Source organism: Ovoidimarina sediminis (assembly GCF_032586175.1).
Taxonomy (GTDB): Bacteria; Pseudomonadota; Alphaproteobacteria; order Rhodobacterales; family Rhodobacteraceae; genus Ovoidimarina; species Ovoidimarina sediminis.
This window is the reverse complement of the sequence record NZ_JAWHTE010000001.1, coordinates 65793-80035: the sequence shown is the minus strand read 5'-3', so window position 1 is coordinate 80035 and position 14243 is coordinate 65793. Positions and strand designations below refer to the sequence as shown.

The 14243-nt window shown below is 66.5% G+C and carries 10 protein-coding genes; 2 read left to right on the top strand and 8 right to left on the bottom strand.

Annotation, left to right across the window (positions count from 1 at the left end):
• Nucleotide 1: 1 nt before the first annotated feature.
• The 8 genes from nosZ to chvE form a co-directional block, all read right to left on the bottom strand.
• A complete protein-coding gene (nosZ, locus tag RXV90_RS00390; protein ID WP_316646244.1) occupies nt 2–1891 on the bottom strand; it encodes a TAT-dependent nitrous-oxide reductase in 1890 nt (629 codons plus the stop codon).
• Complete coding sequence (locus RXV90_RS00385; protein ID WP_410482328.1) at nt 1888–4083, bottom strand: 4Fe-4S binding protein; 2196 nt, start codon at nt 4081–4083, stop codon at nt 1888–1890. Before RXV90_RS00385 ends, nosZ begins: the two co-directional genes overlap by 4 nt.
• 170 nt (nt 4084–4253) lie before the next feature.
• Nucleotides 4254–5384, bottom strand: a complete 1131-nt coding sequence (locus tag RXV90_RS00380) for a fumarylacetoacetate hydrolase family protein (RefSeq protein WP_316646243.1) — start codon at nt 5382–5384, stop codon at nt 4254–4256.
• A 26-nt stretch (nt 5385–5410) separates the two neighbouring features.
• A complete protein-coding gene (locus RXV90_RS00375; RefSeq protein WP_316646242.1) occupies nt 5411–6325 on the bottom strand; it encodes a dihydrodipicolinate synthase family protein in 915 nt (304 codons plus the stop codon).
• A 24-nt stretch (nt 6326–6349) separates the two neighbouring features.
• On the bottom strand, nt 6350–8092 hold the full coding sequence (araD, locus tag RXV90_RS00370) for an L-arabinonate dehydratase (RefSeq protein ID WP_316646241.1): 1743 nt from the start codon (nt 8090–8092) through the stop codon (nt 6350–6352).
• Nucleotides 8092–9255, bottom strand: a complete 1164-nt coding sequence (mmsB, locus tag RXV90_RS00365) for a multiple monosaccharide ABC transporter permease (RefSeq protein WP_316646753.1) — start codon at nt 9253–9255, stop codon at nt 8092–8094. The genes araD and mmsB overlap by 1 nt, the downstream gene beginning before the upstream one ends.
• Before the next feature lie 91 nt (nt 9256–9346).
• Nucleotides 9347–10867: a multiple monosaccharide ABC transporter ATP-binding protein gene (mmsA, locus tag RXV90_RS00360; RefSeq protein ID WP_316646240.1), complete on the bottom strand. Its 1521-nt coding sequence runs from the start codon at nt 10865–10867 to the stop codon at nt 9347–9349.
• A gap of 67 nt (nt 10868–10934) precedes the next feature.
• Nucleotides 10935–12002 carry a multiple monosaccharide ABC transporter substrate-binding protein gene (chvE, locus tag RXV90_RS00355; RefSeq protein WP_316646239.1) on the bottom strand — a complete coding sequence of 356 codons (1068 nt, stop codon included), beginning with the start codon at nt 12000–12002 and terminating at the stop codon, nt 10935–10937.
• 140 nt (nt 12003–12142) lie between these two features.
• Between chvE and RXV90_RS00350 the strand changes: the two genes are divergently transcribed.
• Complete coding sequence (locus RXV90_RS00350; protein ID WP_316646238.1) at nt 12143–13069, top strand: LysR family transcriptional regulator; 927 nt, start codon at nt 12143–12145, stop codon at nt 13067–13069.
• 80 nt (nt 13070–13149) lie between these two features.
• On the top strand, nt 13150–14223 hold the full coding sequence (locus tag RXV90_RS00345; protein WP_316646237.1) for a C45 family peptidase: 1074 nt from the start codon (nt 13150–13152) through the stop codon (nt 14221–14223).
• The last annotated feature ends 20 nt before the right edge of the window (nt 14224–14243 follow it).

Below are 14243 nucleotides of genomic sequence, written 5' to 3'. Positions count from 1 at the left end.
CTCAGGCCCCCGTCGGTTCGACGAACATCCGGCCGCGCATCTCCATGTGAAGCGCGTGGCAGAACCACTGGCAGTAGTACCAGTGCACGCCGGGCCGGGTGGCCGTGAAGGTGACGGATGCCGTGGCCTGGGGCGCCACCTCCATCGCGATGCCGAAGTTCGACAGGCAGAAGCCGTGCGTCACGTCGTCGATATCGTCCATGTTGGTGACGTAGATCGTGACCTCGTCGCCCTGCTTCACGGTGAAGGTTTCGAGCGAGAAGTTCGGCGCGATCGAGTGCATGTAGACACGCACCTTATTGCCGTCGCGGATCGGTTCATCCGCGCCCCAGTCGAGATCCACCCCGTCGGCTTCGGCCTGGCGGCGCGCCTCTTCCCACATCGGGTCGCCGCGGTCCCAGACGTTCACCGGGTTCACGATATCGGCGCGCACGATGATCGAATCGTGCGGTTCCGCGAAGGTGGGCCCGTCATGGACAAGGGTCATGCCGCCGCCGGAGATGTCGATGAGCTGTTCGTTCTCGGCCTTGAGCGGCCCGGTGTTCAGGAACCGGTCTTTCGAGAACTTGTTCATCGACACGAGCCACTTGCCATCGGCGTCCTTTGTTTCGCCCATGGAGGTGGAGTTGTGGCCCGGCTGGTAGTGGACATCGACCTTTTCGAGTATCGGGTCTTCGCCGGCGAGCGCCTTGTCGATGTTCCACTTCACAACCTGGCTGTCGAGGAAGAGCGTTGTGAAGCAGTTGCCCTTGCCGTCGAAGGCGGTGTGAAGCGGCCCGAGGCCCAGTTCGGGTTCCGCCACGATGCAGTCGCGCGGTTCGATATTGCCCGCGAAGAGATCATCGAGCTTGGTGACATCCATCACCGAGACCGTGGGAGAGAGCTTGCCGTTAATCATCACGTGCCGCCCGTCGGGTGCGGTATTGATGCCGTGGGGCGAGTTCGGGATCGGGATGTAGCGGGTGTAGTTCTTGTTCTGCCCCTTGCGCCCGTCGATCACCTTGACGCCGTTCAGCTCCTGATAATCGCCTGCGGCGACGCCCGCCTCGATTTCCCTGAGGTTGAAGACCACGACGTGATCGAGCTCGTTCGCTGTCATGTCGGCGAGGTTCATGCCCATCTCGGAGTTGTAGGAGGTCGAGAAGGCGTATTTGCCCTGGTAGTCGCAGTCGGTGTTGTCGAGGTTGCCCGAGACGAGCACCTGCCAGGCGATCTCCATCGTGTCACCGTCGATGGCGGTGTAGACGTTCACGTACTGGCTGGGATCGTCGAGGATCTGGCCGTCGTTCACGAGCGGCGCCTCGTGTTCGCCATTGGCGAAGACGTAGCCCGTGCGCGGATATTTCTGCGGCCGGAGCCCGTGGATGTCGTGGGCGTTCGGGATCTCGATGATCTTGTCGCATTTCATGACGTCGCAGCGGACCCGCGCGACGCGCGTGTTGGCCTTGTCGTTCATGAAGATGTAGCGCCCGTCATAGGTGCCGTCGGTGAAGGACATATGCGGGTGGTGCAAATCGCCGTTGTCGTAGGTTTTCTTGCCGTGGGCGGCGAGATATTCCTTCGTTTCCGGCAGAAGCCCGTCGGTCAGGACCTTGAGGCTTTCATTGGTCTGCCCCCAGCCCGTCGCCGAGCAGCGGTTGAAGACCGGGACGCGCATGATCTCGCGCATCGACGGGACGCCGAGGATGCGCATTTCACCGGTCTGGCCCGAGGACCAGAAGCCGTAATACTCGTCGAGTTCGCCCGGGGCGAGGCTGGCGCCTGCCGCATGGGCCCGGGTGCCGGTGAAGAGCCCGGTTCCCGTTCCGGTGGCTGCGATCACAGCCCCCGCCGCCGTCGCCCCGAAGAGCCCGCGCCGCGAGACTTTCAGCTTGTCGTTGTCGTCTTTCATGGCACTTCCTTCCTTCTTTCGATGGTGGGGTTCCCGTGGCGCTGTTCCGCGGCCACGGTGGATTTGTCGGATGCCGGCGCGGCGCCCACCGCGGCGCGCCGTTTCAACTGCCGGATCACCACCGGACAGACCGTCTCGGACTGGTAGAGCACCTGGCAATGCAGGCAGTTGACGCATTCGTTGGGGTTGATTTCGCCGGTGGGGTGGATCGCATCCACCGGGCAGTCATTGGCGCATGTCTGGCAGGGCGAGCCGCAGGTCTGGTAGCGCTTCAGCCAGTCGAACATCCGCATCCGGGCCGGGATCGCGAGGGCCGCGCCCAGCGGGCAGAGATAGCGGCAGTAGAAGCGTTCGACGAAGAGCCCCGCGAACAGGACGGCGAGCGCGAAGACGACGAAGGGCCAGTCGCGGACGAATTTGAGGATGATCGCCGTCTTGAAGGGTTCGACCTCTGCCAGTTTCTCGGCCGCCGGGATCGAGGCGAGGGAGACGCCGAAAAGCCCCAGGAAGATCATGTATTTCAGCGCCCAGAGCCGTTCGTGAAGCCCCCAGGGCAGTTCGATCTGCGGGATGCGGGCGAGGCGGCCCAGGCGGTTCGTCAGCTCCTGCAGCGCGCCGAAGGGGCAGAGCCAGCCGCAATAGGCGCCGCGGCCCCAGAACAGCAGGGCGGCGGCGACCGCGAACCACTGGATGAAGACCAGGGGATCGAGGAGAAAGGCATCCCAGGTGAAACCCGAGCGCAGCGCACCCGCGAGCGCCATCAGGTTCACCACCGAAAGCTGGGCGTTCATCATCCAGCCGAGCCAGACGAGCGAGACGGTGAGAAACCCCATGCGGAACCAGAAGAAGGCGCGTTCATGCCGGGTGACCTGCATCTGGAAGAAGAAGACCCCGGTCAGCACGGCGAGCATGACGGCAAGACCCGCGATCTCGACCGTCTTGTCGCGCCAGATCCGTTGCCAGAGCGCGGCCTTGGCCTCGGCTTCCGATACCGTGTCTTCGGGGAGGACCGCGGGCGTGGCGGCGGGCAGGAGATAGGGATCGGGCAGGCGGTAGCCCAGATCGAAGGTGAGAAAGGTCTTTTCGACCGCGCCCACCGCGCGTTGGGCGAGAAGCTGGATACGGAACGGTTCGCCCGGTTCGAAGCCCGCATCGGCGGGGATCTTGAAAAGGTCGATCTCGGTGAAGCTCGGCGCATCGGCGGGTTCGAGCCTGAGGACGCGGCGGTTCTGGCGATCGAAGAAGCGGACGGCGACATCGCCCTGGATCAGCTGGAAGCGATCGAAGATGCCGCCCCGGACGAAGCCCGAGCCCTTGAAGGAATAGCTGCCCCGGCCCATGAGAAGGAGCGCGTGTTCGCCGGGTTCCAGCCAGTCGGTGAGGTTGGCGTAGACACGTTCGCCCAAGAGGGTTTGCCCGATGGTCGGCACGCTGACGAGGGCGGCGTGGAGATCGATATAGGTGTCGTCCTCGGCGCCCGGTTCGGGCCGGTCGATGGCGCGGGCGTCGCCCGTGGCGGCGAAGGCCGCGTTGATCTGGCCGATATCGAGGGTGAGGCGGCGGATCGAGCCGTCGCCCGAAAGCGTCGTCCAGTCGCTGATCCCGGTACGGTCCATGTCGACCGCGCGGGGCGGAGCGCCCGGGGCTTCCTCGGCAAGGCCGCCGAGCCTGAGGGCGCGGGCGACCTTGAGGCCCGCGCGGACAAGGGAATCGTCGATCACCATCACGGTGACGGTGGCGCCCGAGATGATATCGAGATCATGGGCGGAGCCGCCGGCAGCGGCCTCGGCCCTGAGATCGAGCCCCGCATAGCTTTCGGTGAGCGCGCGCATCTTGGCGTCGGGGATGCCGATCAGGACGATCGGTTCGGAATGTTCGACGAGGCGCGCCCCCGTTAGCACCGCGTCGGGGAAGATCGCGGCGACGACGTGGATCGGCTTGCCGGAATAGCCCGTGGTGCCGACGAAATCGGAGGTGAGGAAGGCCCAGGCGACGGTTTCCCCGCCCGAAAGGACCGGGGCCACGTCGAGATCGTCGCGGATCGGGCCGAAGCCGTCGGCATCGGGGGCGAGTTCGGACGGGTCGACTTTCGCGAGGAGGCGGTCGAGATCGCCCGCCGCCGCCATGCCGGCCAGGGCGGAGAGTGCGATGGCCTGAAGCAGAAGAATGAGGGCGCGGCGGAATCGGATCATGCGCAGAGGTAGACACCTGCCGCGCGCGATCCGCCTTAACAAAGGTCAAGATGGATCGGGATCGGGGATGGTAGGGGGCGGCGGGATCAAGGGGGGCTCTGCCCCCCCCCCGCCTCCCTCCGGTCGGACCCCCCGGGATATTTTCGGCCACATGAAGGGGCCGGCGTGCCCTAGATAAGCCTGCGGCCCGCGAGATTGCGCATCAGGGCGGCGGTGCCGAATGTCCAGGGCGGGCAGTCGGTGGAAAGGCGCACGGTGTTCCGGAGCTGGCCCAGGGCCGGTTCGGTGATCGTCACCACGTCGCCGACCTTGTGGGTGAAGCCCTGGCCCGGTGCGTCGCGATCCTGGATCGGGGCGAACAGCGTGCCGAGATAGAGCATGAAACCGTCGGGATACTGGTGGTGGGCGCCGATCGTCTGGGCCACGATATCGGCCGGGCGGCGGCTGATCCGGGTCATCGAGGAATGGCCGTCGAGGATGAAGCCATCCTCGCCCTCGACCCGGAGAGTGAGTTCCGCGGCCTCGACATCGCGCATCCCGTAACCGTCGTCGAAGAGGCGCAGGAAGGGCCCGAGGGCGGCGCTGGCGTTATTGTCCTTGGCCTTGCCGAGCAGGAGCGCCGAGCGGCCTTCGAAATCGCGCAGGTTGACGTCGTTGCCCAGCGTGGCGCCCTTGATCTCGCCCGCGGAATTGACCGCGAGCACGATTTCGGGCTCGGGATTGTTCCAGGCGGAGCGGGGGTGGAGCCCGACCTCGGCGCCCCAGCCGACGGCGGATAGCGGCTGGCCCTTGGTGAAGACCTCGGCGTCGGGGCCGATGCCGACCTCGAGATATTGCGACCAGAGCCCTTCGGATTGCAGGACGCGCCGGACCTCTTCGGAGGCGTCGCTGCCGGGCACGATCCCCGACAGGCTGTCGCCGATGCGGGCGGCGATGGTGCGGCGGATCTCGGCGGCGCGGTCGGGATCGCCGGCGGCCTGTTCCTCGATCACGCGTTCGACCATGCTTTCGGCGAAGGTGACGCCGGCGGCCTTCACCGCCTGCAGATCGCAGGGGGCGAGGCAGCGCAGGCCGCGCCCATGGGTGAGATCGTCGAGGGTGCCGATCTCCTCGCCCGGAGCGGCACGGAGCACGGCCGGGACGTCGGGCCGTTCGAGCAGGTCGCGCATGGTGGGCAGATCGCGCGAGGTGATGTCGACGAGCGTGTCGCCCCGGAGCGTGACGAGAGCGGGGCCGATGCCCTCGCGCCAGACGCGGCCTGCGAACGTTGCCTCGGGGGTTGGATTCCTGTGCGGCAGCATGGGCGGGTGTCCTTCCTGTCTTTCGGTCACGTGCCCCAGCGGAGCGCGCCGATATCGAGATCGCGGGCGAGGCCCAGAAGACGATCGCGGGTGCGGGGCGACATCGGCCGGAGCGGGTGGCGCACGTGATCGGAGCCGATGACGCCGCCTTCCTTGTAGACCGCCTTGCAGGCGCGGAGCCCGCATTGGCGGTTTTCGTGGTTGATGAGCGGCAGGCAGCGCTGCCAGTGATCGAGGGCCGCGGCGCTGTCGCCGGCGAGGTGGCTCGTGACGATGGGCCGGATCCTGTCGGGGAACATGCCCGAGGTCATGGTGCCCGTCGCGCCCGCGTCGAGATCGGCCAGAAGCGTTACCGCCTCTTCCCCGTCGAAAGGCCCGCGCACATGATCGCCCGCCGCCGCGAGGAGGGCGGCGAGCTTGTCGGCCGCAAAGGGGCATTCGATCTTGAAGTAGCTGACATGCTCGATCTCGCGGGCCATGCGCGCGAGAAGCGGCACCGGCAGGTCGACACCCGACAGCGGCGCGTCCTGCACCATGATCGGGATATCGATAGCGTCGGAGACGGCGGCGAAATGTTCCACGATGCCTTCGGGATCGGCACGGAGCCCGGTGCCGTGATAGGGCGGCATCATCATCACCATGGAGGCGTCCTGTTCGGCGGCGGAGCGCGCGCGGTCGACCGCGACGCCGGTGTGGAAATGGCTGGTCGTCACGATCACCGGCACCCGGCCCGCAACGTGTTCGAGGCTGAGGCGCTGGAGCGTGGCGCGTTCGGCGTCGGTCAGGAGAAACTGTTCGGAATAGTTGGCGAGGATGCATATCGCGTCGACGCCCAGATCAATCAGGCAATCGAGGACGCGGCGCATGCCGTCTTCGTCGACGCGCCCGTCGTCGTGGAACGGGGTGGGCGCAACGGGGAGGATGCCTGTCAGAGCGGTCATGTCAGCGTGTCCGGTGGTCTGGTGTCAGTGCGAATCCCGGGGCACCTCGTGGCCGCGGGCCCCGAGGAGGAAGTCGAAATCCGCGCCCGTGTCGGCGCCCTGGACGTGATCGTGGAACAGGCGGGCATAGCCGCCGGGCGGGGTGGCCTGGCCCCGGGTGAGGGCGGCCAGACGGGCCTGAAGCTCTGCCTCGGGGATGTCTAGCGTGAGGCGGCGGTTCGGGACATCGACGGTGATCATATCGCCGTTCCGGACCGCCGCGAGCGGCCCGCCCAGCGCCGCCTCGGGCGAGGTGTGGAGGATGACGGTGCCATAGGCGGTGCCCGACATGCGGGCGTCCGAGATGCGGATCATGTCCTTGATGCCCTTTTTCAGGACCTTGGGCGGGAGCCCCATATTGCCGACCTCGGGCATGCCCGGGTAGCCCTTCGGCCCGCACATCTTCAGGACGAGGATGCAGGTTTCGTCGACATCGAGCGCGTCGTCGCCGATGCGGGCCTTGTAGTCGTCGATATCCTCGAAGACGACGGCGCGGCCCGTGTGGGTGAGAAGGTCGGGTGACGCGGCGGACGGTTTCAGGACCGCGCCGTTCGGGGCGAGATTGCCCTTCAGAACGGCGATGCCGCCCGAGTTCGTCAGCGCGCGGCTGGCGGGGCGGATCACCTCTTCGTTCCAGTTCCGGGCGTCCTTCACCTCCTCGCCGATCGGCAGGCCCGACACGGTGAGCGCATCGGTCTGGAGGAGGCCTGCCTCGGCGAGGTGGCGAAGGACGACGGGGACGCCGCCGGCGTAGTAGAATTCCTCCATCAGGTACTCGCCCGAGGGCTGGAGGTTGACGATGGTGGGCACCTCGCGCCCGAGCCTGTCCCAGTCATCCAGCGTGATGTCGATGCCGGCGCGGCCTGCCAGCGCGAGGAGGTGGACGACCGCGTTGGTGGAGCCGCCGATGGCGCCGTTGAGGCGGATCGCGTTCTCGAAGGCCGGGCGGGTCAGGATGTGGCTGGGGCGGAGATCGTCCTTCACCATCTGGACGATGCGCCGCCCGGTGAGCTGGGCCATGACGCGGCGGCGGGCGTCGACCGCCGGGATCGCCGCGTTGCCCGAGAGCGCCATGCCGAGCGCCTCGGTCAGCGACGCCATGGTGGAGGCGGTGCCCATGGTGTTGCAGGTGCCGGAGGAGCGGGTGACGGCGGCCTCGGCCTCGATGAAATCCTCCTGCGTCATCTCGCCGGCCTTCACAGCTTCGGAGAAGCGCCAGAGATGGGTGCCCGCGCCCACACGCTCGCCCCGGAACCAGCCGTTGAGCATCGGCCCCGCGGTGACGACGATGGAGGGCAGATCGGTGGAGGCCGCGCCCATGAGAAGCGACGGCGTGGTCTTGTCGCAGCCCACCATCAAAACCGCGCCGTCGATCGGCTGGGCGCGCATGGTTTCCTCGACCGCCATGGCGGCGAGGTTGCGGTACATCATCGCCGTGGGGCGGAAGGTGTTTTCGGAGGCCGAGAAGACGGGCACCTCGACGGGGAAGCCGCCGGCCTCCCAGACGCCCGCCTTCACCTTTTCGGCCAGATCGCGGAGCGAGCCGTTGCAGGGTGTCAGCTCTGCCCAGGTGTTCAGGATGCCGATCACCGGGCGGCCGTCGAACAGATCGTGCGGGTGGCCCTGATTCTTGAGCCAGCCGCGGTGATAGATGTGATCGCGGCTGGTGCCGCCATACCATTCCTGCGAGCGGAGCTTGCGCGGCCAGGGGGCGGGGGTGAAGGCCATCAGCCCTGCTTCTGCTTGTTGTAGACGTCGAAGATGACGGCGGCGAGGAGGACGAGGCCCTTGATCATCTGCTGGTAATCGATGCCGATGCCCATGATCGACATGCCGTTGTTCATCACGCCCATGATAAAGGCGCCGACGACCGCGCCCACGATCTTGCCCACGCCGCCCGACATCGAGGCGCCGCCGATGAACACGGCCGCGATCACGTCGAGTTCGAGCGCGAAGCCCGCCTTGGGCGTCGCGGTGTTGAGGCGGGCGGCGAAGATCAGGCCCGCGAGCGCGGCGAGGATGCCCATGTTGACGAAGGTGAGGAAGGTGAGCCGTTCGGTCGCGATGCCTGAGAGCTTCGCGGCCTTGCGGTTGCCGCCCAGCGCATAGACGCGGCGGCCGATCGTCGTCTTCTCGGTCAGGAAGGCATAGGCGATCGTGAGGATCCCCATCGTCACCAGCACGTTCGGCAGGCCCCGGAAGGTGGAAAGCTTGTAGATCAGGAACAGGATAGCGCAGCCCACGATGGCGTTGCGGACGACGAAGAAGGCGGTGGGTTCATCCTCGATCCCGTAGGCGCGGTTGCGGGCGCGGGCGCGCAGCCCGTTCCAGACGATCACCGCGACGGCCACCGCACCGACGAGGATCGCGAGGCCGTTGACGCGTTTCGCCCCCGTCACCGCCTTCACCGCCTCGCCGAGCCAGGGCACCGCGTCGGGGACGAAGCCCGTGGACAGCATCTGGAATTCCATCGGGAAGGGGCCGACCGACTGCCCCTGCAGCAGGAGAAGCGAGGCGCCGCGGAAGACGAGCATCCCCGCCAGCGTCACGATGAAGGAGGGGATGTTCCAGTAGGCGACCCAGTAGCCCTGCGCCGCGCCGATCACCGCTCCGGCCAGAAGGCAGACGAGGATCGTGGACACGACCCCGAATTCCCATTGCACGATCATCACCGCCGCGAGCGCCCCGATGAAGCCCATGACGGAGCCCACGGAAAGATCGATGTTCCCGCCCACGATGACGATCAGCATGCCGAGCGCCATGATGATGATGTAGCTGTTCTGCAAAAACAGGTTGGTGATGTTGACCGGGCGCAGGAGCGTGCCGTCGGTCACGATCTGGAAGAACACCATGATGGCGATGAGCGCGAAGAGAAGCCCGTATTCGCGCATGTGCCGCCCGAGATAGCCGAGGATGCCCGTTCCTGAGCCCGTGCCGCCTTCCGCGTTCGCCTGTCCGGTGCTTGTGGTGTCGGCCATGGGGTTACTCCGTGACGATGAGCGACATGATGCGCTCCTGCGTGGCGTCTTCGGCGGCAAGTTCGCCGACGAAAGCGCCTTCGTTCATGACGTAGATCCGGTCGCAGAGCCCCAGAAGTTCGGGCATTTCCGACGAGATGAGGATCACGCCCTTATCCTCTGCCGAGAGATCGTTGATGATCTGGTAGATTTCGAACTTGGCGCCCACGTCGATGCCGCGGGTGGGTTCGTCGAGGATCAGCACGTCGGGTTCGGTGAAGAGCCATTTCGACAGCACGACCTTCTGCTGGTTGCCGCCCGAAAGGTTGACGACGCGCTGGAACACGCTGGGCGTGCGGATGTTCATGGCGCGGCGGAATTTCTCGGCGACCTGGGTTTCCTCCTGGCCCGAGAGGACGCCGCGTTCGGAGACCGCCTCGAGATTGGCCAGCGTGATGTTCTTCTGGATCGTTTCGTCGAGCACGAGGCCCAGGGCCTTTCGGTCTTCGGTGACGTAGGCGAGGCCCGCGCGGATCGCTCGCCCGACGGTGGAGACATCGGTTTCGGAGCCGCGAAGCCGAACGGTGCCCGACATCTTGCGCCCGTAGCTTTGGCCGAAAAGGCTCATGGCGAGTTCGGTGCGGCCCGCGCCCATGAGCCCCGCGATGCCCACGACCTCGCCCGCGCGGACGTGGAAGCCCACGTCGCGGACAACGCGGCGGTCGGCGTGCTCGGGGTGGTTGACCGACCAGTCCGCGACCTCGAACAGCATCTCGCCCGCCCGGCGTTCGCGGGCCGGGTAGCGGTTTTCCATGCTGCGGCCCACCATGTCGCGCACGATCTGATCCTCGGTGATCCGTTCGGCGCGGGCGTTGCGGGTGGCCACGGTCGCCCCGTCGCGGAGCGTCGTGACGGTATCGGCCACGCGGCGCACCTCGTTCAGCTTGTGGCTGATGATGATCGAGGTCACGCCCTGGGCCTTGAGTTCGAGGACGAGGTTCAGAAGCGCCTGGCTGTCTGTTTCGGACAGGGCCGCGGTGGGTTCGTCGAGGATGAGAAGGCGCACCTCCTTCGAGAGCGCCTTGGCGATTTCCACGAGTTGCTGTTTGCCGACGCCGAGCTTGTCGACCATCGTCTGGGGCGCCTCGCTGAGCCCCACCTTGCGCAGAAGTTCCTCGGTGCGCTTGAACGTCTCCTGCCAGGAGATCACGCCCCGGGTGGCGCGTTCGTTGCCGAGAAAGATGTTCTCGGCAATCGAGAGAAGCGGCACGAGGGCGAGTTCCTGGTGGATGATGATGATGCCCCGACGTTCGCTGTCATTGATGCCCGAGAAGGCCATGGGTTCGCCGTCGAAGACGATTTCGCCCTCGTAATCGCCATGCGGGTAGATGCCGGACAGCACCTTCATAAGGGTCGACTTGCCCGCGCCGTTTTCGCCCACGAGGGCGTGGATCTCGCCTTCCTCGACGGCGAAGGTGACGTTGTCGAGCGCGCGCACGCCCGGAAACGTCTTGGATATCTCGCGCATTTCGAGAAGGGTGGTCATGGCCCGGGCGCCCGATCGTAAGCGAATGGGCGCGGGGGGTGCCCCCGCGCCCCGGTTCAGGGTGAGCTTACTCGATCTGCGACTTTTCGTAATAGCCCGATCCGATCAGGATCTCTTCCCAGTTCGAGGCGTCGACGCTGACCGGCTCGAGCAGGTAGGAAGGCACGACGAGGACGCCGTTGTCGTAGGTGGAGGTGTCGTTGATCTCGGGCTCGCCGCCTTCGAGCAGCGCCTCGACCATGCCCACGGTCACGCGGGCCAGTTCGCGGGTGTCCTTGAAGACGGTCGAATACTGTTCGCCCGCGAGGATCGACTTGACCGAGGGCACCTCGGCGTCCTGGCCGGTGACGATGGGCATTTCGAGCCCGCCGGAGCCGTATCCCACGCCCTTCAGCGACGACAGGATACCGATGGAGAGCCCATCATAGGGGGCGAGGACGCCGTGCACCTGGGCGTCGGTGTAATGCGCCGACAAGAGGTTATCCATGCGGGCCTGGGCCACCGCGCCATCCCAGCGGAGGGTGCCGACCGTATCCATGCCCATCTGGCCCGACTTGATGTTGATCTTGCCGGAATCGATCAGGGGCTGCAGCACGCTCATCGCGCCGTCGTAGAAGAAGTAGGCGTTGTTGTCGTCGGGCGAGCCGCCGAACAGTTCGACGTTCCAGGGGCTGACATCGGGAAAGCGCGCCTCGAGCCCGCCGACGAGGGAGCTGGCCTGCTGAACGCCGACCTTGAAGTTGTCGAAGGTGGCGTAATAGCTGACATCGCCGGAATCGCGGATCAGACGGTCATAGGCGATGACGGGAATATCGAGGGCCGCGGCGTTTGCGAGCGCGTTCGACAGCGTCGTGCCGTCGATGGCGGCGATCACGAGCGCGTCGACTTCCTTGGTGATCATGTTCTCGATCTGGGCGAGCTGGTTCGGGATATCATCCTCGGCATATTGCAGATCGGTGGCGTAGCCTGCGGCCTCGAACTGTTCGACCATGGAATTGCCGTCCGAGATCCAGCGCGCGGAGGATTTCGTCGGCATGGCGATGCCGATGGTGCCCTTGTCTTGAGCGAAGGCGGGCGCGGCGAAGAGGCCGACGCCGATTGCGAGGGCGGAAAGCCCAGCGGTCAAAGTCTTCATGATGTCCTCCCAAAGGTGCGTGCGGCACCAAGTTATGGCTTTGGCGCCGCCATCGGCGCATCTCACATTCCGCCGAAATCAAGATACCAAGCAAATATCAATTTTGTGGATCGGCATAACATTGCGGGTATATTGCCGCGATGGAGCTTGATCTGACACGGCTGAACCTGCGCCACCTGCGACTGATCCACGGGATCGGGGAGACCGGGCAGATCTCGCTTGCCGCCGAGCGGATGGGGATTTCGCAGCCCGCCGCCTCGCGCAGCCTGTCGGATATCGAGCGGCTGATCGGCGCGCCGCTGTTCGAGCGGCGGGTGCGGGGGATGGTGCCGACGCGGATCGGGGAGTTGTTCCTGCATCACCTCGACACGATCGTGGGCGAGCTTGTGGGCACGATCGAAAGCCTGGACGCGTTCCAGAAGGGCCGGGCGGGGGGGGTGCGGATCGGGTCGGTCACCGGCCCCGCGATCGGATCGGTCGTGCCTGCGGTGCAGGCCCTGCAGCGGGAAGCGCCGATGGCGGAGATCAGCATCGACGTGGCGCCGAGCCGCGAGCTTGTGAATGGCCTGATCCGGGGCGATTACGACATCGTGCTGGGGCGGATCCCGCCCGAGACGGACCCACGGCAGTTCGACATCCGGCGCGGCCGGACCGAGGAGGTGCGGCTGGTGGTGCGGGCGGGGCATCCGCTTCTGGACCGGGGACCTGTCGGGCTTTCGGCGCTGCGGGAGTTCGTGTGGGTGACGCAGGGCACCGGATCGCCCATCCGGTCGACGGTGGAGAAGGCGTTTCTGATGGCCTCGCTGCCGCCGCCCGCGCGGGTGCTTGTCACCGCGTCGCTGGTGGTGACGGCCTCCTACATCCGGAATTCCGACGCGATCGCGAGCGTGACGGCGGAAGTGAGCGACCTGATCGTTTCGGCGACGGGCAGCCCGCTTCTGGAATTGCCGCTGGCCGAGAGCATCGTGCTGGATCCCTATCACCTGCTGGCCGCGAAGAACCGGGGCCTGACCCCGATCGGGCTGAGGATGCAGGAGCTTCTGGCGGAGCATCTGGGCGCCGTGTAAGCCGGGGCGGGGGCATTGTGTTCGCCGCGGGGGCGGAGTTGAATGCGCCGCGTCCGTCGTCGAGGGAAAGGGGCCCGCCGATGTCCTTGGTTGAGCTTTCAGGCTCGGCGTTTCAGCGCGGGCTGGCGCAGGGCGACGCGGCGCCGCGTGCCGCCGTGGAGGTGCGCGGGATGGTGCGGCAGCGGCTTGCCGACGAGGCGCAGCTTCTGTCGGGGGCACGGGCGCGGGACTTCCTGGAAGCGCAATGGGCGTTCACCGCGCGCCATGCCAACGATCACCTGCAGGAGGTGATCGGAATCGCGCAGGGGTTCGGCCTGCCGGCGCGCGATCTGTTTGCCTATCTGCACCTTGGGTTCATGGCGCCCTTGCGCCAGGCGCTGGACGGGTGCAGCACGGTGGCGCTTGCGGCCTCGGCCGACGGGCCGATGATCGCGAAGAACCGCGACTATCGCGGCGAGCATCAGGCGTTGCAGCGGGTGTTCCTGCAGCGTGATCCCGAAAAGCCGAATGTTTCCTGTATCTTCGTGGGATCTCTTGGAGCGCCCGGGGCCTATTCGAGCGGGATGAACAGCCATGGGCTGGCGCTGGCCGACACGCGGGTGGACTGGCCGGAGCCCGGGGTGGGATGGCTGCGCTATTTCCTGATGAGCGAGATCCTGTGGCGGGCGGAGGACGTGCCCCAGGCGCTTGCCCTGATCGGGGAGGCGGCGCATGTGGGGGGCGGATCGCTGGCGCTGGCGGATGCCGCCGGGCGTGTGGCTTCCGTCGAATTCGGATCGGAGGGCGCGGTGGCCCGGACCGGGGCGGCACAGTACGTGCACACGAACCACTTCCTTGCGCCGGAGCTTGCCGGGGTGGTGGAGAGGCTGGCCCCCGATAACACCTCGCAAAGTTCGATTGCGCGTCTTCAAAGCCTCAGCGCGGCCGAGGTTGGGTTCGGGCCGGACACGACGGCGGAGGATCTGTGCGCCCTTCTTGCGTCCCATGGCGAGGGGGAGGGGCGCTTGTGCCGCCATCCGAGCGCCGGGCTCGACAGCACGATCTCGGGCGCCGTCTTTCTGTGCCGGAGCCGGACGCTTCTTTTCGCCGCGGGAACACCCTGTGACGCAGGCTGGCAAAGGTTTTGTCTTCAGGGGGCTGGCGGGGGAACTTGACAAATTTCGGCGGCCCGCTT

What these genes read in the sequence shown, in the direction of transcription:
- nosZ (WP_316646244.1), bottom strand. Translation starts at nt 1,891, where the DNA reads ATGAAAGACGACAACGACAAGCTGAAAGTCTCGCGGCGCGGGCTCTTC.
- RXV90_RS00385 (WP_410482328.1), bottom strand. Translation starts at nt 4,083, where the DNA reads ATGATCCGATTCCGCCGCGCCCTCATTCTTCTGCTTCAGGCCATCGCA.
- RXV90_RS00380 (WP_316646243.1), bottom strand. Translation starts at nt 5,384, where the DNA reads ATGCTGCCGCACAGGAATCCAACCCCCGAGGCAACGTTCGCAGGCCGC.
- RXV90_RS00375 (WP_316646242.1), bottom strand. Translation starts at nt 6,325, where the DNA reads ATGACCGCTCTGACAGGCATCCTCCCCGTTGCGCCCACCCCGTTCCAC.
- araD (WP_316646241.1), bottom strand. Translation starts at nt 8,092, where the DNA reads ATGGCCTTCACCCCCGCCCCCTGGCCGCGCAAGCTCCGCTCGCAGGAA.
- mmsB (WP_316646753.1), bottom strand. Translation starts at nt 9,255, where the DNA reads ATGCGCGAATACGGGCTTCTCTTCGCGCTCATCGCCATCATGGTGTTC.
- mmsA (WP_316646240.1), bottom strand. Translation starts at nt 10,867, where the DNA reads ATGACCACCCTTCTCGAAATGCGCGAGATATCCAAGACGTTTCCGGGC.
- chvE (WP_316646239.1), bottom strand. Translation starts at nt 12,002, where the DNA reads ATGAAGACTTTGACCGCTGGGCTTTCCGCCCTCGCAATCGGCGTCGGC.
- RXV90_RS00350 (WP_316646238.1), top strand. Translation starts at nt 12,143, where the DNA reads ATGGAGCTTGATCTGACACGGCTGAACCTGCGCCACCTGCGACTGATC.
- RXV90_RS00345 (WP_316646237.1), top strand. Translation starts at nt 13,150, where the DNA reads ATGTCCTTGGTTGAGCTTTCAGGCTCGGCGTTTCAGCGCGGGCTGGCG.